17 protein-coding genes are annotated in these 18427 nt (G+C 70.8%); 2 read left to right on the top strand and 15 right to left on the bottom strand.

Features of this window, described 5'->3' with window-relative positions; all coding sequences use genetic code 11:
• Positions 1-343 precede the first annotated feature (343 nt).
• The 14 genes from ACIBVN_RS19100 to ACIBVN_RS19035 all read right to left on the bottom strand — a co-directional run bounded on the left by ACIBVN_RS19100 (position 344) and on the right by ACIBVN_RS19035 (position 15271).
• Positions 344-670 (bottom strand): cellulase family glycosylhydrolase, encoded by a 327-nt coding sequence (locus ACIBVN_RS19100; RefSeq protein ID WP_397138001.1) that lies wholly within the window; start codon positions 668-670, stop codon positions 344-346.
• Positions 667-3219, bottom strand: a complete 2553-nt coding sequence (locus ACIBVN_RS19095) for a glycoside hydrolase family 2 protein (protein ID WP_397138000.1) — start codon at positions 3217-3219, stop codon at positions 667-669. Before ACIBVN_RS19095 ends, ACIBVN_RS19100 begins: the two co-directional genes overlap by 4 nt.
• 87 nt (positions 3220-3306) lie before the next feature.
• The gene (locus tag ACIBVN_RS19090; protein ID WP_397137998.1) at positions 3307-4320 is read right to left on the bottom strand and encodes a LacI family DNA-binding transcriptional regulator; all 1014 of its coding nucleotides are present in this window, start codon (positions 4318-4320) and stop codon (positions 3307-3309) included.
• Between the two features lie 177 nt (positions 4321-4497).
• Positions 4498-6426 (bottom strand): DEAD/DEAH box helicase, encoded by a 1929-nt coding sequence (locus ACIBVN_RS19085; protein WP_397137996.1) that lies wholly within the window; start codon positions 6424-6426, stop codon positions 4498-4500.
• 313 nt (positions 6427-6739) lie between these two features.
• On the bottom strand, positions 6740-7099 hold the full coding sequence (locus ACIBVN_RS19080; RefSeq protein ID WP_397137994.1) for a metal-sulfur cluster assembly factor: 360 nt from the start codon (positions 7097-7099) through the stop codon (positions 6740-6742).
• Complete coding sequence (gene sufU, locus ACIBVN_RS19075; RefSeq protein WP_349448924.1) at positions 7096-7533, bottom strand: Fe-S cluster assembly sulfur transfer protein SufU; 438 nt, start codon at positions 7531-7533, stop codon at positions 7096-7098. Before sufU ends, ACIBVN_RS19080 begins: the two co-directional genes overlap by 4 nt.
• 2 nt (positions 7534-7535) lie before the next feature.
• The gene (locus ACIBVN_RS19070; RefSeq protein ID WP_397137992.1) at positions 7536-8792 is read right to left on the bottom strand and encodes a cysteine desulfurase; all 1257 of its coding nucleotides are present in this window, start codon (positions 8790-8792) and stop codon (positions 7536-7538) included.
• Positions 8789-9535 carry a Fe-S cluster assembly ATPase SufC gene (gene sufC / locus ACIBVN_RS19065; protein WP_397137990.1) on the bottom strand — a complete coding sequence of 249 codons (747 nt, stop codon included), beginning with the start codon at positions 9533-9535 and terminating at the stop codon, positions 8789-8791. Before sufC ends, ACIBVN_RS19070 begins: the two co-directional genes overlap by 4 nt.
• Positions 9536-9540: 5 nt before the next feature.
• On the bottom strand, positions 9541-9861 hold the full coding sequence (locus tag ACIBVN_RS19060; RefSeq protein ID WP_349448927.1) for a non-heme iron oxygenase ferredoxin subunit: 321 nt from the start codon (positions 9859-9861) through the stop codon (positions 9541-9543).
• Positions 9858-10979, bottom strand: coding sequence for a Fe-S cluster assembly protein SufD (sufD, locus tag ACIBVN_RS19055; protein ID WP_397137988.1), 1122 nt, complete (start codon positions 10977-10979; stop codon positions 9858-9860). The genes ACIBVN_RS19060 and sufD overlap by 4 nt, the downstream gene beginning before the upstream one ends.
• Positions 10979-12391 carry a Fe-S cluster assembly protein SufB gene (gene sufB, locus ACIBVN_RS19050; RefSeq protein WP_397137987.1) on the bottom strand — a complete coding sequence of 471 codons (1413 nt, stop codon included), beginning with the start codon at positions 12389-12391 and terminating at the stop codon, positions 10979-10981. The genes sufD and sufB overlap by 1 nt, the downstream gene beginning before the upstream one ends.
• The gene (locus ACIBVN_RS19045) at positions 12388-13086 is read right to left on the bottom strand and encodes a helix-turn-helix transcriptional regulator (RefSeq protein ID WP_397138394.1); all 699 of its coding nucleotides are present in this window, start codon (positions 13084-13086) and stop codon (positions 12388-12390) included. Before ACIBVN_RS19045 ends, sufB begins: the two co-directional genes overlap by 4 nt.
• Positions 13087-13181: 95 nt before the next feature.
• Positions 13182-14399 (bottom strand): multidrug effflux MFS transporter, encoded by a 1218-nt coding sequence (locus tag ACIBVN_RS19040; RefSeq protein WP_397137985.1) that lies wholly within the window; start codon positions 14397-14399, stop codon positions 13182-13184.
• Between the two features lie 95 nt (positions 14400-14494).
• Complete coding sequence (locus ACIBVN_RS19035; protein WP_397137984.1) at positions 14495-15271, bottom strand: VOC family protein; 777 nt, start codon at positions 15269-15271, stop codon at positions 14495-14497.
• A 181-nt stretch (positions 15272-15452) separates the two neighbouring features.
• On the opposite strand from ACIBVN_RS19035, the gene ACIBVN_RS19030 reads away from it, so the two are divergent.
• Positions 15453-16361: an ABC transporter ATP-binding protein gene (locus ACIBVN_RS19030; RefSeq protein WP_397137982.1), complete on the top strand. Its 909-nt coding sequence runs from the start codon at positions 15453-15455 to the stop codon at positions 16359-16361.
• Positions 16358-17155: an ABC transporter permease gene (locus tag ACIBVN_RS19025; RefSeq protein ID WP_397137980.1), complete on the top strand. Its 798-nt coding sequence runs from the start codon at positions 16358-16360 to the stop codon at positions 17153-17155. The genes ACIBVN_RS19030 and ACIBVN_RS19025 overlap by 4 nt, the downstream gene beginning before the upstream one ends.
• A 15-nt stretch (positions 17156-17170) precedes the next feature.
• Here the strand turns inward: ACIBVN_RS19025 and ACIBVN_RS19020 are convergent, their stop codons facing one another.
• On the bottom strand, positions 17171-18373 hold the full coding sequence (locus ACIBVN_RS19020) for an MFS transporter (RefSeq protein ID WP_397137978.1): 1203 nt from the start codon (positions 18371-18373) through the stop codon (positions 17171-17173).
• Positions 18374-18427: the final 54 nt, after the last annotated feature.

Here is an 18427-nt window from a genome sequence, read left to right as displayed (position 1 = left end):
CAGGTCGCGCGAGCCCTGCCCGCCACTCGGCGTCGTTGTTGCTGACGCTCATCGGCTGTTGACGCGCTCTCAGTAATGGATCCCAGAGATTCGGCCCGCGCCACACATGGACATGCGGCACCTCCGCGGCTTCCTGCTTCGTCGGCCTGTGCCACTCCGGAGAGTGGTCTTACCTGGCCTCCACCAGAACGACTGAAAGCATCGTCCCGCCCGCTGTCGCGGGAGGCGTTTCTCGTCTCCGCCCGCCCGGCGGCGACTGTCACGCTGTGTCGGTCGTGACGCTTCGAAGCCTCCGGATTACCCTTCGCCTCGCACATTGGACACGCTATCGGGTGACGGCCGATCATGCAGCCCGAATCCTCAAGGTCACCTCCTGGTGCTCGCTCTCCCAGCCGGTGATCACGTAGCCGGGGGCGCGGTGGAGGTTGAGCGAGAGGTGCAGTCCGCGCTCGCGGCAGGCGTCGAGGTAGGTGTCGAGCACCTCGAGCACCCGCTCATCCGGGTTGGCGTAGTCGAGCCCGTCGGTCCAGAACCGGTAGTCGCACGGCATGCGGACGAAGTCGAAGCCCCACGAGGCGATCGCGTCCAGCACCCGCTCGTCCGCCGACGCCGGCTTCACGCCCGGGTCCTTCCAGAACATCCACTGCAGGTTGAACCCGTAACGCCTCATCTCGTCACCACCTCATTCACAGAACGAAGCACAGGTGCGCGGACCAGGGCACGCTCGTCCAGGCCCGCCGTACTGATCAGGAACTCGACCCGCTCGCCGGGCAGCAGCGTGACGAGCTGGTCGTCGACCTCGGCGTCAGGATCGAGCCGGTCGGGGAAGACGGCCAGGTCGCGCAGGAGCGTGCGGGCGGTGACCGTCAGCCGGAGCCCGTCAGGGGCCGGCTCGGCCGCGGTGTCGTAGCGCGGCTCGGGCAGGCGCAGGTCCCGGTCGGGTGCGAAGAACCACAGCGCCCGGCCCACCGGCGGCCCGCCCGCCGGTCCCCCGGCATCGCCCGCCCCGCCAGGCAGCCCGTCTGCCTGTTCCGCGGCATCGCCCGGCCCGGCACCGCTCAGGGCGCCGTGGTGCTCGGTGACCTCGACGGCGGTGACCTCGACGGCGGTGACCTCGACGGCGGTGACCTCGACGGCGATGAGCTCGACGGCGATGAGCTCGCTCGCCGGGTCGCCCGGCTCGGCGACGGACGTGGCCAGCGGCACAGTGACGGCCGCGCGCGGCGGCACGTCCAGCGCGAGGGCCTGCGCCGCGAGCGGGGTGCCGTCGAAGTCGTGCCGTACGGCCTTCGCCGACGCCCGCCACGGCCGCCCGGTGTCGTTGACGGCGACCAGCGCCAGGCCGCCGTCGCGCGGCTGCACGGTCAGCAGCCGGTCGGCGTAGGCCCGGCGCAGCGCGTGGAACAGCGGCTTCTTCCGGCCGTCCCCGTCCACGGCCGACCACGAGGTGACCGGCCAGCAGTCGTTGAGCTGCCACACCACGCTGCCCGCGCAGTGCGGCCAGAGCGACCTGAAGTGCTCCACCCCCAGCTGGATGGCGCGTGCCTGGTTGACCTGGGTGAGGTAGTGCCAGTCGTCGAAGGTCTCGGGGACGGGGAAGTGCGGCTTGAGCCCGGCGGCCAGCTTGAGGTTGCCGTCGACGGCCTTCTGGTGGTGCAGCAGGCCGCGGGAGTCGGGCAGCAGCGGGTCGTCGCTGATCGCCCTGCGGATCGTGGCGTACGCGGCAGGGGCCTGGAAGCCGTACTCGGCGGCCATGCGGGGCCGGTAGTCGCGGTAGACGGTGTAGTCGCGCTCGTTCCACACGTCCCAGATGTGCATGGTGCCGTGGCCCGGGTCGTTGGGCGGCAGGTCCATGGAGCCCGAGTAAGGGCTGCCCGGCCAGTACGGGCGCGTCGGGTCCAGCTCGGCCACGATGGACGGCAGCAGCTCCAGGTAGAAGTGCCCACCCCAGCTGCGTCCCTGGAGCGGCTCCTGCCAGCCCCAGTCGGCGTAGCCCTCGATGTTCTCGTTGTTGCCGCACCACAGGACCAGGCTCGGGTGCCGGCTCAGCCTGGCAACCTGCTCGCGCGCCTCCGCCTCCACCTCGGTCCTGATCGGCTCCTCCTCGGGGTAGGCGGCGCAGGCGAACGGGAAGTCCTGCCAGATCAGCAGCCCGAGGCGGTCGCACAGGTCGTAGAAGTGCTCGCTCTCGTACAGGCCGCCGCCCCAGACCCGGATCAGGTTGGTGTTCGCCTCGCAGGCCTGGGTGAGCCTGGCGGCGTAGCGGTCGCGGTCGACCCTGGTGGGGAAGCAGTCGTCGGGGATCCAGTTGACCCCTCTGACGAACACGTCGACACCGTTGACGGCCAGCGTGAACGCCCCGCCCTCGGTGCGCAGGCTCACCTCGCGCAGCCCGATCTCCCGGCGCCACACGTCCTCGCCCGCCGTCACCTCGAGCTCGTGGAGCGGCTGCTCGCCGTACCCTCTCGGCCACCACAGATCCGGATCGGGCACCTCCAGCGTGATCACGGCCTCGCTGCGGCCTTCGGGGATCACGACGCGCCCCGAGGAGCCCTTGATCGCCGCGGTCACCTCGACGGCTCCCGCCTTCTCCACCTCGACATGGACGTCCACCCTGGCCGCCCCGTCGCCGAGGGTGACGAGCGGCCGCACCTCGGCGATCCTGGCCCCGCTCCACTCGTGCAGGCCGATCGGCCGCCAGATGCCGGCCGTGACCAGGGTCGGCCCCCAGTCCCAGCCGAAGTTGCAGGCCATCTTCCTGATGAACTGGTAGGGCTGGGTGTAGGCGCCCGGCCGGTCGCCGAGCTCCTCCTTCAGCCGCTCGGCGTACTCCATCGCCGACCCGAACGTGACCGTCAGCCGGTTGTTTCCGATCCGCAGCGCGTGGCGCACGTCGAACCGGTAGGAGCGATGCATGTTGGCGGTCTCGCCCACCCGGACGCCGTTGAGCTCGATGACGGCCACGGTGTCGAGCCCCTCGCACACCAGGTCGGTGCGCTCGTGCTCGGTGCCGTCCCAGGTGAAGTCCGTCTCGTAGCACCATTCGGTGCGCCCGATCCAGGCCAGGCGGACCTCGTTGTCGTCGAGGTAAGGGTCGGGGATCAGACCCGCGGCGAGCAGGTCGGTGTGCACACAACCCGGGACGGTGGCCGGGGCCTGGATGTCACCGCCCGCCGAGCGGACGGTCCAGGCTTCATGCAGGGGGCGGAGCGGGGTCATCAACCCTCCGGGCTCGAGCGGCGGAGATTGACATCGCATCACTAAACCCGTTTAGTTGCAATGCCGATCACTGAGGTTTCTGCTCGGTCAAAGAGCGGGCGGGGCGGTGCTGCCCCTGGAGACCAGGCGCGGGTTGCCCTGTTCGGTGTCGGTCACCTCGCGGCCCTGGACCAGGTCGAGCAGGGACCGGGCGGCCTGCGCGCCGTAGGCGGCGATGTCCCTGCTGACCGCCGTCAGGTGCGGCCGGGCCAGCAGGCACAGGGCGGAGTCGTCCCAGGCCACGACGGACAGCTCGCCCGGCACCGAGATCCCCGCCTCGCGGGCGGCTGCGGTGCCCGCGACGGCCATCACGTCGTTGTCGTAGACGATGGCGGTCGGCCGCCCTGGCCTGCGCAGCAGGTCGAGCGTGGCCCGCTCGCCGCTCTCGCCGCTGTAGTCGGCGTACACGGTGATGCTCTCCACACCCAGCCTGGCGGCCGTCTCCCGCATGGCGGCGGTCCTGACGCCGGTGTGCATGAGCTCCTCAGGCCCCGCGACCCTGGCGATCCTGCGGTGCCCCAGCCCGGCCAGGTGCTCGACCACCGCGGTGAGCGCGCCGCCGTCGTCGATCCAGACGGCGGGCAGCCGCCCCGTCCGCTCCGGGCCGCCGATGACCAGGGCGGGCAGCCGCAGCTCCTCCAGCACGTCGATCCTGGCGTCCTCGGTCCGCAGGTCCACGACGAACACCCCGGCCACCCGGTGCTGCGCCCACCATTTCCGGTAGATCGCGATCTCGGCCTCGTGGTCCTCGGTCATCTGCAGCAGCAGCCCCACGGACGCCGCCGACAGCGTGGCCTCGATGCCGGAGATCAGCTGCATGAAGAACGGCTCCAGCCCCAGCGTGCGCGCCGGCCGGTCCACGACCAGGCCCAGCACGTCCGGCCGGCCGTCAAACAGGGCCCGCGCCAGGCTGTTGGGCTGCCAGCCGAGCTCGGCGGCGATGGCCTGGATGCGGCGGCGCGTCTCGCTGGAGACGCCGGGACGGCCGTTCAGCGCGAACGACACCGCCCCTTTCGAGACGCCGGCCCTGCGTGCGATGTCGTCGATCGTGGGTCGCTTCATCGGCCGTCCCTTGACGTTTACCGGTTCATGTCTGCCGCCAGCGAGACTCTACGACAAACGACACCGCCCGCCGCATCCCCCTGCGGGGAGGCGGCGGGCGGGTGCACGATCAGCCGGGCTCAGCGGCGCGGCGGCCGGGCGTCGTCAGGTTGAGCCTCGGGTCAGCGGGTCACCGGGTCAGCGGTCGAAGCGGCGGCCCGAGTTGCGGCGGTAGCCGCCGCCGTTGCCGCGCTCGTCCGTACGGCCGCCGCCGGAGCGGTAGCCGTCACGCGGGCCGTCGGAGCGGTAGCCGCGCTCCCCCGCCGACGCACGGTCGGCAGAGAACGGGCGGCCACGGTCGGAGGCGTAACGCCCGCCGCGGTCGTCCGAGCGGAAACCGCCGCGCTGGCCACGGTCGTCCTGGCGGAACGGCCGGTCGTCGGAGCGGTAACCGCCGCTCGAACGCCCGTCGCGGCGCCGGTCGTCCCCGAAGGTACGCGGCTCCTGCGAGCGCCCGAACGGCCGGTCGCCGTCGGCGCGCCGCCGGGGTCGCCGGTCGTCGCCGGAGCCGAACGGCCGGTCGCCATCCTCGTGACGCCGAGGACGGCGCTCACCGTCGAACTCCCGGCGCGGGCGCCGGTCGTCGCCGGAGCCGACCGGCCGGTCACCGTCCTCGTGACGACGCGGACGACGGTCATCACCGGGCCCGAACGCGCGCTCCCCATCCTCGTGACGCCGAGGACGGCGCTCGCCGTCGAACTCCCGGCGCGGGCGGCGCCCGCCGCGGCGCTCGCCGTGACCGCCGTCGCGGCGCGGGCGGAGCGGCTTGCGGACGTCCGGCTCCCAGACCGGGATGGCCTCGCCGCTCGGCGTGCGGGCGCCGGTGACCTCGGCCACCCGGGGGTGACCGGGCGTGGCCTTCAGGCGGAACGGGTGGATCCCGGCGCGCCGGGTGAGCGCGTCGGTGGAGCGGCGCTCGCTGGGCAGCACCAGCGTGACCACGGTGCCCTTCTCCCCGGCGCGGGCCGTGCGGCCGCCCCGGTGCAGGTAGCTCTTGTGGTCCTGCGGCGGGTCGACGTGCAGCACCAGGCTGATGTTGTCGACGTGGATGCCGCGCGCCGCGACGTCGGTGCAGACGAGCACGTTGACGGCGCCCTCGCGGAACTCGGCGAGGATGCGGGTGCGCTGGTTCTGGCGCTTGCCGCCGTGCAGGCCGCCCGCCTTGACGCCGACCCTGGCCAGCTGCTTGCACAGCCGGTCCACGCCGTGCTGGGTGCGGACGAAGATGATCGTACGGCCCTCGCGGTTGGCGATCTCGGCGACGACGTCGAACTTCTCGTCACGCGTGACCTGCATCACGTGGTGCTCCATGGTGTCGACCGGCGAGGTCGCGGGCGCCACGGAGTGGGTGATCGGGTCCTTGAGGAAGCGCTGCACCAGCTTGTCGACGTCGCCGTCGAGCGTGGCCGAGAACAGCAGCCGCTGCCCGTCGGCCGGGGTCTGCGCGAGCAGGTCGGTGACGACGGGGAAGAAGCCGAGGTCGCACATGTGGTCGGCCTCGTCAAGAACGCTGACCTCGACGTCGCCGAGCGAGCACTCGCCCTGCCGGATCAGGTCGCCCAGACGGCCGGGGGTGGCGATGACGATGTCGACGCCGCGCCGCAGCGCCTCGATCTGCTTGCCCATGGACATGCCGCCCACGACGACCTTCATGCGCAGTCCCAGACCGCGGCCGAGCGGCTCCAGTGCGTCGTGCACCTGGAGGGCGAGCTCGCGGGTGGGCACCAGGATCATCGCGCGGGGGCGGCCGGGGGCCGGCTTCACGCCCGCGAGGCGGGCCATGGTGGGCAGGCCGAACGCGAGCGTCTTGCCGGAGCCGGTCTGGCCGCGGCCGAGCACGTCGTTGCCGGCGAGCACGTCGGGGATGGTCGCGCTCTGGATGGGGAACGGGCTGTCGATGCCCTGCTTGGCCAGCCCGGTGACGAGCGGCTTGGGCAGGCCGAGCAGCTCGAACTCGGACGGGCCTCGCTCGGGAGCGGCCTCGCCGCGCGAGCCCTGGCCCTCAGCAGCGGAGTCCGCAGCGCCGGGGGCGGTCTCGTCGAACGCGGGCAGGACAGAGTCAAGCATGGTCACGAAAGTCGTGCCTTTCCATGGAAGTGGCGCGTCACTTCTGCGAAAGGACGAGCCGGGGCGTACGGCACACGCCGTACAGGGGTCAGGGCGCCCGCCATCGGGGCGGGTCAATTCTCACAACACATGAGGGGGACGCACCTGGGCGCCGGCCGCAGGCGGCGCGAAACGCGCAATGAGACGTCAGGTACATCTGTTACCAACGCCGGGGATGTTATCGGAAATTCCCCGGATGGGCCCGGACCTTCCGAAACCCTCTATGGCACGCTGAAACGGCTGACGTTTACGCCAGCCGTAACAGCAGCAAAGATCAGACGTTGAAGCCTAGCATACGGAGCTGCTCGCGCCCCTCGTCGGTGATCTTGTCCGGGCCCCACGGCGGCAGCCAGACCCAGTTGATCTTCACGTCGGACACCATGCCGTCGAGCGCCGAGTGGGCCTGGTCCTCGATGACGTCGGTCAGCGGGCAGGCCGCGCTGGTCAGCGTCATGTCGATGGTGGCCACCGGCTGCCCGCCGTCGGCCGCGTCCAGGTTGAGCCCGTAGATGAGGCCCAGGTCCACCACGTTGATGCCGAGCTCGGGGTCCACGACGTCCTTGAGCGCCTCCATGACCTCCTCGACGGTCGTCTCGCCGTCGAAACCGGTCGGAGTCTCCACAGGCTTGCTCATCGGGCACTCCTCACAACTGCATCCTTATAAGCCATCCAAGAGAGCAACGCGCACTTGACACGTGCCGGGAACTTGGCGACGCCCGCGAACGCGACCGCGTCGCCGAGCACCTCCTCGTCGGCCTCCACCTGTCCCCTGCCCTGCATGAGCCTGGTGAACTCGTCGACCACGGAGAGCGTCTCCGCCACCGTCGAGCCGGTGGCCAGCTCGTGCAGCACGGAGGCGGCGGCCTGGCTGATCGAACAGCCCTGTCCGTCATAGGAGACGTCGAGGACCTTGCCGCCGTCGCCCACCTTCACCCTGAGCGTGATCTCATCGCCGCACGTGGGGTTCACGTGGTGAACCTCGGTGTCGTACGGCTCGCGCAGCCCCCGCCCCTGCGGGTGCTTGTAGTGCTCCAGGATCAGCTCCTGGTACATCGACTCGCCGATCATGGCTATGCGAACACCTTCTGAACGTGATGGAGGCCGCGCACCAGGGCGTCGATCTCGCCCGTGGTGTTGTACAGGTAGAACGACGCCCGCGTGGTCGCCGGTATTCCGAAGCGCAGGTGCAGCGGGCGCGCGCAGTGGTGACCGACGCGTACGGCGACGCCGAACTGGTCGTCCAGAATCTGCCCGACGTCGTGCGGGTGGATGCCCTCCAGCGTGAACGACACCGTGCCGCCCCGCCCCTCCAGCGAGTCGGGCCCGATGAGGCGCAGGGTGGGCACCTCGCGCAGGGCGTCGAGCGCGTAGGCCGTCAGCGTGCGCTCGTGCGCCTCGATGGCCTCCATGCCGACCTCGGTGAGGTAGTCGACGGCCGCGCCCAGCCCGATGGCCTCGACGATCGGCGGCGTGCCTGCCTCGAACTTGTGCGGCACCGGCGCGTACGTCGAGTGGTCCATCCAGACCGCCTCGATCATCTCGCCGCCGCCCAGGAACGGGGGCATGGCGTCGAGCAGCTCGGCCTTCCCCCACAGCACGCCGATGCCCGAGGGGCCGACCATCTTGTGGCCGGTGAAGGCCACGAAGTCGGCGCCCAGCTCGGCGACGTTCACCGGGTGGTGCGGCACGGACTGGGACGCGTCCAGCGCGATCAGCGCGCCGACCTCATGGGCCCGCCTGGCCGCCTCGGCGACCGGGTTGACGGTGCCGAGCACGTTGGACTGGTGGGCGATCGAGACGATCTTCGTCCGCTCGGTGATCACGGACGGGTCGTAGTCGAGCCGTCCCTCATCGGTGACGCCGAACCACTTCAGCGTCGCACCGGTGCGCTGCGCGAGCAGCTGCCACGGCACGATGTTGGAGTGGTGCTCCATCTCGGAGATGACGATCTCGTCGCCGGGGCCGAGCGTGAAGCGCGGATCGGTGTTGATCGGGTTGCCGAAGGCGTAGGCGACGAGGTTGAGCGCCTCGGAGGCGTTCTTGGTGAAGATCACCTCGTCGCGCGACGGCGCCCCGACGAACGCGGCGACTCTGTCGCGGGCGCTCTCGTAGGCGTCGGTCGATTCGGCGCCGAGCACGTGCATGGCCCGTCCGACGTTGCTGTAGTGCAGCGCGAAGTGGTCACGCATGGTCTCGATGACCTGGTTGGGCTTCTGTGAGGAGTTGCCCGAGTCGAGATAGACGAGCGGGCGCCCGTCGGGCAGCTCGCGGGAGAAGATCGGGAAGTCCTTCCTGATCTTCTCCACGTCAAAGCTGATCTGAGTCATGCAGATGCCTTCGTGTACTGCTCGTAGCCCTCGGCCTCGAGCTTCTCGGCCAGCTCCGGGCCGCCCTCCTCGACGATCCTGCCGCCCGCGAAGACGTGCACGAAGTCCGGCTTCACGTAGCGCAGGATGCGGGTGTAGTGCGTGATCAGCAGCACGCCGGTGTCGCCGGAGGCGCGGAAGCGGTTGATGCCCTCCGACACCACGCGCAGCGCGTCGACGTCGAGGCCGGAGTCGGTCTCGTCGAGCACGGCGATCTTCGGCTTGAGCAGCTCGAGCTGGAGGATCTCGTGGCGCTTCTTCTCACCGCCGGAGAAGCCCTCGTTCAGGTTGCGCTGGGCGAACGCCGCGTCGATGGACAGCGCGTCCATGCCGCTCTTGAGGTCCTTGGCGAACTCGCGCAGCTTGGGCGCCTCGCCGCGGACCGCGGTGACGGCCGAGCGCAGGAAGTTGGAGACCGAGACGCCGGGGACCTCGACCGGGTACTGCATGGCCAGGAACAGGCCCGCACGGGCCCGCTCGTCGACCGACAGCTCCAGCAGGTCCACGCCGTCGAGCAGCACCTGGCCGCCGGTGATCGTGTACTTGGGGTGACCGGCGATCGCGTAGGCGAGCGTCGACTTGCCCGAGCCGTTCGGGCCCATGATGGCGTGGGTCTGGCCCGAGTGGACGGCCAGGTTGACGCCGCGCAGGATTTCCTTGTCCTCGACGGCGACGTGGAGGTCGCGGATCTCAAGGGTGGACATTGGCTTTATGACTCCTTCGAGAGCGAGACGAGGACGTCATCGCCGTCGATCTTGATTGTGTAGACGTTCACGGGCTGGGTGGCGGGCGGGCCTGTGGGCTTGCCGGAGCGCACGTCGAAGCACGAGCCGTGCAGCCAGCACTCCAGCGTGCCGTCGTAGACCTCGCCCTCGCTGAGCTTCACCTCGGCGTGGGAGCAGACGTCGTGCAGGGCGAACACCTCGTTGCCCTTGCGCACGAGCGCCACCGGCGTCTCGCCGACCTCCACCCCGATGACTCCCCCGTCGGGGATGTCGTCGAGCTTGCACACCTTCTCGAACGAACTCATCGCGTGAGCTCCGCCTCCAGCGCGCTCAGCACGCGCTCGCGGATCTCCTCGATCTCGATCTTCTCGACGAGCTGGCCGAGGAAGCCCCTGATGACCAGGCGGCGGGCCTCGTCGTAGGGGATGCCGCGGGCCTGGAGGTAGAAGATGTGCTCGTCGTCGAGCCGGCCGGAGGCGGAGGCGTGCCCCGCCCCGGCGACCTCGCCGGTGAGGATCTCCAGGTTGGGCACCGAGTCGGCGCGGGCGCCGTCGGTCAGGATGAGGTTGCGGTTGAGCTCGTAGGTGTCGGTGCCCTCGGCCTCGACCCTGATGATCACGTCGCCGATCCAGACGGCGTGCGCGTCCTCGCCCTGCAGGGCGCCGCGGTAGTCGACGTTGCTCTTGCAGTTGGGCTGCGAGTGGTCGACCAGCAGGCGGTGCTCCAGGTGCTGCCCGGCGTCCACGAAGTAGACGCCCGACATGTCGGCGTCGCCGCCGGGAGCGGTGTAGGACACGTTGGGCGACAGGCGTACGAGGTCGCCGCCGAGCGTCACCACGAAGCTGCGGAACGTCGCGTCCTTGGCCAGCTGGGCGTGGTGGTGGGACACGTGGACCGCGTCGTCGTCCCAGTCCTGCAGGCTGACGACCCTGAGCGAGGCGCCGTCGCCCACGACGAACTCGATGTTGTCGGCGTAGACCGCGCTGCCCTTGTGGTCGAGCACGATCACGGCCTCGGCCAGCGGCTCCACCTTGACCACGATGTGGCCGTACGCGGCGCCGTCGCCCGAACCGGTCAGCGTCAGCACGGTCGGCTTGGACGTGACGGCCTCGCGCGGCACCGTGATCACGGTGGCCTTCTCGAAGCTGGTCCACGCCTGGGCGCTGACCCGGTCGGTGGGCATGAACGACTTGCCGACGCGGGCGTCGTCGCGGCCGACCGTCTCCACGGTGACCTCGGGCGCCGCCTCGACGTCGACCCGGACGTGGCCCACGGCCTCGGCCTTGCCGTTGTGCAGGCCCTTCAGGCGCGAGAGCGGCGTGAAGCGCCACGCCTCCTCGCGCCCGGTCGGGACCTCGAAGTCGCCCAGCTCGTAGGACGCCTTCTCGTGCAAGGTCGACAGGGGCTTCTCGTTCAGGCCCATCAGCCGACGGCTCCTTCCATCTGCAGCTCGATCAGCCGGTTGAGCTCGAGCGCATACTCCATGGGCAGCTCACGCGCGATCGGCTCCACGAAGCCGCGCACGATCATCGCCATCGCCTCGTCCTCGTCGAGCCCGCGGCTCATGAGGTAGAACAGCTGGTCCTCGCTGACCTTGGAGACCGTGGCCTCGTGGCCCATCTTGACGTCGTCCTCGCGGACGTCGACGTACGGGTAGGTGTCGGAGCGGCTGATCTGGTCGACCAGCAGGGCGTCGCACTTGACGGTGCTGGCGCTGCCGTGGGCGCCCTCCTCGATCTGCACGAGGCCGCGGTAGGAGGTGCGGCCGCCGCCGCGCGCCACCGACTTGGAGATGACGCTGGAGCTGGTGTTGGGCGCCAGGTGCACCATCTTGGAGCCGGCGTCCTGGTGCTGGCCCTCGCCCGCGAACGCGACGCTCAGCGTCTCGCCCTTGGCGTGCTCGCCCATCAGGTAGACGGCCGGGTACTTCATCGTGACCTTGGAGCCGATGTTGCCGTCGATCCACTCCATGGTCGCGCCCTCGTAGGCCACGGCGCGCTTGGTGACCAGGTTGTAGACGTTGTTCGACCAGTTCTGGATGGTCGTGTAACGGCAGCGGGCGTTCTTCTTCACGATGATCTCGACGACCGCGCTGTGCAGCGAGTCGGAGGAGTAGATCGGCGCGGTGCAGCCCTCGACGTAATGGACGTAGGAGTTTTCGTCCACGATGATCAGGGTCCGCTCGAACTGGCCCATGTTCTCGGTGTTGATCCGGAAGTAGGCCTGCAGCGGGATCTCGACCTCGACGTTCGGCGGCACGTAGATGAACGAGCCACCGGACCACACGGCGGTGTTGAGTGCGGCGAACTTGTTGTCGCCCACCGGGATGACCGACCCGAAGTACTCCTTGAAGATCTCCGGGTGCTCCTTCAGGCCCGTGTCGGTGTCGAGGAAGATGACGCCCTTCTCCTCGAGGTCCTCACGGATCTTGTGGTAGACGACCTCGGACTCGTACTGGGCGGCGACACCGGCGATGAGGCGCTGCTTCTCCGCCTCGGGGATGCCGAGCTTGTCGTAGGTGTTCTTGATGTCGGGGGGCAGCTCGTCCCAGGAAGCGGCCTGCTTCTCGGTGGAGCGCACGAAGTACTTGATGTTGTCGAAGTCGATGGCCGTGAGGTCAGAGCCCCAGGTGGGCAGCGGCTTCCTGTCGAACAGGCGGAGGCCCTTCAGGCGCAGGTCAAGCATCCACTCCGGCTCGTTCTTGAGAGCGGAGATGTTGCGGACGACCTCCTCGGACAGGCCTCGCTTGGCCGCCGCGCCCGCGGCATCCGGGTCGGCCCAGCCGAACTTGTAATTCCCGAGGCCTTCCAGCTCCGGGCGGTCGGTGACAGTCACCTTCCGGTCTCCTTGCTCTTGTCTCTATGTGCGGATTCACCCAGCGACTGTGGGCTCACATGTGTCGTGCAGACCCCGTCGCCGTGTGCGATCGTGGCCAGGCGCTGCACCGGGGTGCCGAGCAGTTGCGCGAACGCCTCCGTCTCGGCCTCGCATAGCTGCGGGAACTCCGCAGCCGCGTGTGCCACCGGGCAGTGGTGCTGGCAGAGCTGGACGCCGCCCGACTTGGCCTTGCTGGCCGAGGCCGCGTACCCCTCCGCCGACAGCGCCTGCGCCAGCACCTGAACGCGCTGATCCGCCGGCACCGTCCGCATGGCCGGCTCCAGCCGCCTCAGCAGGCCCGAGACCTGCGAGCGGGCGAAGTCGGCCACCGCTTGCTCTCCCATGTGCTCGCCGATGTAGCGCAACGCGCTCTCGGCGAGGTCGTCATAGGCGTGCACGAAGGCACTGCGCCCCGCGTCGGTGATGGCGAACAGCTTGGCCGGCCGTCCGCGTCCGCGCTGCCCGCGCGGCCTCACCATACGAGGCTCTATCATCCCGTCGGACACCAACGCGTCGAGGTGACGGCGGACGGCGGCGGGCGTGAGCCCGAGCCGCTCGCCCAGCGCGGCGGCCGCGACGGGACCATGCTCGAGGATCAGCCTGGCCACGCGGGCACGCGTGCTGTGCTCGCCGCCTGGCTCGATCCCTTGCATGTTTTTCACAACATCAGTGTGCCGTAATTCCTTCCCGGTTCACAAACGGATCTGAGCAGCTCGAGAATGGAATTTCTCACGCAGGGTAGCCTTACCTAACCCTTCCTCAGGAAGGCGAAGGTCAAGCCCGAGCAAAAAATGAGCCCGAGCATCACGCAGGCCATGGGAACGGCGCTGCTCGCACCCACGAGGCCCACGAGCGGGGCCGCGGCGGCGCCCAGCGCGAACTGCAGCACGCCGAGCAGGGCCGAGGCGCTGCCCGCGACCTGCGCGGGCTGGCTCGCCAGGGCCAGCGCGCCGGTGCCGGGCATGACCAGGCCCTGGCCGAGCATGATGACGAACAGCCCGCCCACGATGGCCCACAGGCCGAGCCCGGTGAGCGCGGCGGCCAGCAGCAGCGCGGCGCCGGCCAGCCCGACGACGAGCCCGGTGGTCACCAGGGTCACCGGCGGCACCCGTCCCGACAGCCGGCCGCCGAGCTGGGCCATGGCGGTCAGGCCGAAGGCGTTGAGCCCGAAGATGAGCGAGTACTGCTGGGGCGTGGCGCCGTACACCTCCTGGAGCACGAACGGCGAGCCGGAGATGTAGCCGAACATCGCCGCGAAGGCCAGCCCGGCGGTGAGGGCGGAGCCCATGAAGGCGCGGTCGCGCAGGAGCTTCCCGAACGTGCCCACGGTGTGCTTGAGGCCGCCGCTTTCGCGCTCGGCCGCGGGCAGCGTCTCGCGCACGCCTGACAGCACCGCCAGCAGCAGCACCACCCCGGCGACGCTGAGCGCCACGAAGACGCCGCGCCACGACGTGAAGGACAGCAACTGCGCCCCCGCGATGGGCGCGAGGATCGGCGCCAGGCCGCTGACCAGCATGAGCGTGGCGAAGATGCGGGCGATGGCGGCGCCGTCGTACAGGTCGCGGACGACGGCCCGCACGATGACCAGGGCCGCGCCGCCCAGCACGCCCTGCAGCAGGCGGAACGCGACGAGCATGGGCACGGACGGCGCGAAGGCGCACAGCAGCGAGGCCACCATGAACCCGGCCACGCCCACGATCAGCGGCACCCTCCTGCCGCGCACGTCGCTCACAGGACCGGCGATCACCTGGCCGACGGACACGCCGATGAGGCAGGCGGTGAGGGTGAGCTGGACCTGCGCGGGCGTGCTGAGCATCTCGGAGGTGATGGCGGGCAGCGCCGGCAGGTACATGTCGATGGAGAGCGGGCCGATCGCCGACAGCGCCCCCAGGATCACCAGTAGCAGTCCGCGGCGGTCCTTCCTCTGCTCGATGGCGACGACGGACGTGACCTCTGCCACGGACATGCGTGATCCCCTTCTCCCTCGCAGGCCTTCCGGCCCACGGGGGCCGAGGGATCAAACCAGGTCCCGGTCCTCCGAATTCCCGGTCATCAGATATTTCATCCTGGTTCGTTCAGCTGGATGACCGAGAAGGTCGCGCCCTGCGGGTCGGTGAGCATCGAGAACCGGCCGGGAGGCGCCTCCATCCCCCGCACCAGCACGGCCGCGCCCGCCTGCTCGGCCGCCGTCGTCGTGGCGTCGACGTCGGCGACCGCGAAGTACGTCATCCAGAAGGACGGCGTGCCCGGGGGGTAGCCGGCGGACATCTCGACCATGCCCGCGACGGCCCGCTCCCCCACGTGCCACTCGGTGTACTCGAGCCCCGCCGTGTCCGCCGGGCGTGGCGTCCAGCCGAAGACGTCCGGGTAGAAGCGCACGGCGGCGGCGGGATCGCGCGTGACCAGCTCGTTCCAGCAGAACGAGACAGGCTCGTTGACCAGCTGCGCGCCGTGGTGGTTGCCCGCCTGCCAGGCCGCCCCGTACGAGCCGTCGGGGGCCTGGAAGGCCGTCATGACGCCTTCCTCGAAGACCGCCATCGGCTCCATCGTGACGGTGCCGCCGGCCTTCGTGACCCGCTCGGCGAGGGCGGCGGCGTCGTCGGTGGCGACGAAGGTGTTCCAGAACGAGGCCGGCCCCACCTCCGCGACCGGCCCCACCCCGGCGACCTGCTTGCCCTCGTGGACGAACATGCCGTAGCCGTCGGCCTCGGGGTCGTCGATCATGTCGGCCCGCCAGCCGAAGATCTCGCCGTAGAACCGGGCGGACGCCTGGACGTCGGTGCTGGAGAGGTCCACCCAGCACGGGACTCCGGGGTCGTATTCACTGCGTTGTGACATCGCACCCTCCTGCGACATGGAGCTCGTCGTCAGACTTTCACCTCCGGCGCACCCCTTCCGGGGAACGTGCGGGTCAAGAACTGTCCAAATCAGGCCATATCTTCCCGACGTCCGCCCAGGGCGCACTTCTGGCGCTCACCTGCGGCCCGGACCGCGCGCCGTAGTCCCTAAACTCGTGGCCATGGAATCCCCAGCCGTCGAGATCATCGACCTGGTCAAACGTTACGGCGGCGCCACGGCCGTGGACGGCCTCACGCTGCGCGCCGCGCGCGGCGCGGTCACCGCGGTGCTCGGGCCCAACGGCGCGGGCAAGACGTCCACGGTGGAGATCTGCGAGGGGTTCCGCAGGGCCGACGCGGGCACGGTCCGCGTGCTCGGGCTGGCGCCCACGCTGCCGCAGCTGCGGCCGCGGGTGGGGGTCATGCTGCAGTCGGGCGGCGTGCCGCCGGCGATGCGCTGCGGCGAGTGGCTGCGGCTGGTCTCGCGCTTCTACGCCCATCCGCTCGACGCCCGGGCCCTGCTGTCACGGCTGGGGCTGGCCGATCACGTACGCACCCCCTACCGGCGGTTGTCGGGCGGGCAGCAGCAGCGGCTGTCGCTGGCCGCGGCCGTCGTCGGGCGGCCCGAGCTGGTCTTCCTCGACGAGCCGACGGCGGGGCTCGACCCGCAGGCCCGGCACGCCTGCTGGGAGCTGGTGGGCGAGCTGCGCGGGGCGGGCGTGTCAGTGGTGCTGACCACGCACCACATGGACGAGGCCGAGCGGCTGGCGGACCACGTGGTGATCATCGACAGGGGCCGGGTGGTGGCCGAGGGCACCCCGGCCTCGCTGACGGGGGCCGAGCGGCAGCTCCGCTTCCGTGCCCGGCCGGGGCTGGCGCTGGAAGAGCTGCTCAACGCGCTACCGGCGGGCAGCGCGGCCAAGGAGTCGCCCGCCGGGCACTACATCATCGAGGGCCAGGTGGGCCCCGAGCTGCTGGCCACGGTGACGGCCTGGTGCGCGGCGGAGGGCGTCACGGCCGACGACCTGCGCATCGAGCGCCGCACCCTGGAAGACGTCTTCCTCGAGCTGACGGGCAGGGAGCTGCGATGACGAGCCAGGGTCACTCCTCCGCGGGGGAGCTCGTGCTGGACTTCACGCCCGCGCCGGGGGCGGCGCCGTTCCCGCGCATGGTCCTCGCCCAGGCGGGCGCGGAGATCCGGGCGATGCTGCGCAACGGCGAGCAGCTGCTGCTCACCATGATCATCCCGATTCTGCTGCTGGCCGGCTTCTCGCTGGCGCCCCTGATCGACGTCGGGGGCGGCAGGCGGGTCGACTTCCTGGTGCCCGGCGTGCTGGCGCTGGCCGTCATGTCCACGGCCTTCACCGGCCAGGCCATCGGGACCGGCTTCGAGCGCCGCTACGGCGTGCTGAAGCGGCTGGGCGCGACCCCGCTGTCCAGGGCCGGGCTGATGCTCGCCAAGACGAGCGCCGTCGTGGCCGTGGAGATCATCCAGGCCGCGGTGATCGTGGCGGTCGGGCTGGCGCTGGGGTGGCGGCCGCACGGGTCGTTCCTGAGCGCGGCGCTGCTCATCGTGCTCGGGACGGCGGCCTTCAGCGGGCTGGGGCTGCTCATGGCGGGCACGCTCCGCGCGGAGGCCACCCTGGCCGCGGCCAACCTCGTGTACCTGGTCCTGCTGGGGGCCGGCGGGGTGATCTTCCCGCTGTCGAAGTTCCCCCACGGGATGCGGCAGGTCCTGGAGGTGCTGCCCATCTCGGCACTGACCGGCGGCCTGCGCGCGGTGCTCGCGCAGGGCGCCGCCCTGCCACTTGCCCCGCTGGCCGTGCTCGCGGCGTGGGCGGTGCTGTCGCTGGGCCTGGTCTCGCGCACGTTCCGCTGGGAGTAAGCCCGCTGGGAGCGCTCACTCCGGTTGCGGCCGGGCGGCCTCAGTGCGGCCGTAGCGGCGCCGGGTGAGGGCGGCCACCGCGGTCAGCGGGATCGCGGCGCCGGCCGCCAGGCCGAACAGCAGGGTGTAGCGCCCGTGCTCGGCCAGCGGCCCGGCCGCCCACGACGAGACCGCGCTGCCCACGAAGAGCGCGCAGGCGAAGAACGCGATCGTGGTGCCCCTCGCCTCCGGCACCACCGAGGTGGCCCACGTCTGCAGCGATGAGTGCAGGAACGACCAGCCGCCTCCGAGCAGCAGCGCCGTGACCGCCACGGTGGCCATGCTGACGTGCACGGAGACGATCACGAATCCGGCGGTGAGCTGCGCGCCGCCCACCGTCATCAGCGCGGGAGCGGGCCAGCGCCCCGCCAGCCGCTTGACGAGCTTCGCGAACGACCACAGGCCCAGCCCGTACGCGGTGATGGCGAGCCCCGCGACGGCCGCGGCGTATCCCGCGTGCTCCAGCGCGGTGGCCAGGAACGGCATGGCGCCGAGCATGATCGCGCCTTCGACGAAGGCGAGCCCGAACACCAGCAGCGCCCAGCCGTGCCCGAGCACCGCGCCGAGGTAGCGGCCCACACCGAGCGCGGCACCGTCCAGGCGGACGCGTGGCGGCTCCGGCAGCGAGCCGAGCGTGAGCGCGCAGGCCAGGGCGCAGGCGGCGGGCACGGTGAAGGCCACCCGCCAGTCCACCAGGCCCGCGAGCACCCCGCTCAGCCCGGTGGCCAGGGCCGTGCCGAGGGCCGCGGCGGCCATCAGGTCGGTCAGCGCGCGTTGCCGTACCGAGGGCTGGACGGTGTCGCCCACGTACGTGAGCCCGGTGGGGATCACCGCGCCGAAGCAGGCTCCCGTCACGACCCTGGCCACCACCAGAGCCCCGAGCACCGGCATCAGCGCCGAGGCCACCCCCGCAAGCGCCGCGCCGAACAGCGCCACGCGCATGACCCGCACCCGGCCGAACCGGTCGGACAGCAGCCCCCACAGCGGCTGCGTCAGCCCGTAGGCCAGGTAGTAGCCGCTGGCGGCCGCGACGGAGGCGGAGAGCGGGACCTCCAGGTCCACCGCGATGAGCACGAGCATGGGGCTCACCGCGAAGCGGTCGAAGCTGCTGACGAACGAGGCCACGGACAGGGCCAGCGGCGGCCGGGTGAGGCTCGCGGGAGGGGCGGGCGATTTCATGCGTCCAATGATCCAGCAGACAGTAGTGACACCTTGTGTCGGGAATGTCGTGCG

Origin of the sequence: Nonomuraea sp. NPDC049400 (assembly GCF_044466425.1) — a bacterium.
In the GTDB taxonomy this organism is placed as follows: Bacteria; Actinomycetota; Actinomycetes; order Streptosporangiales; family Streptosporangiaceae; genus Nonomuraea.
This window is presented reverse-complemented; position numbering and strand designations above follow the sequence as displayed.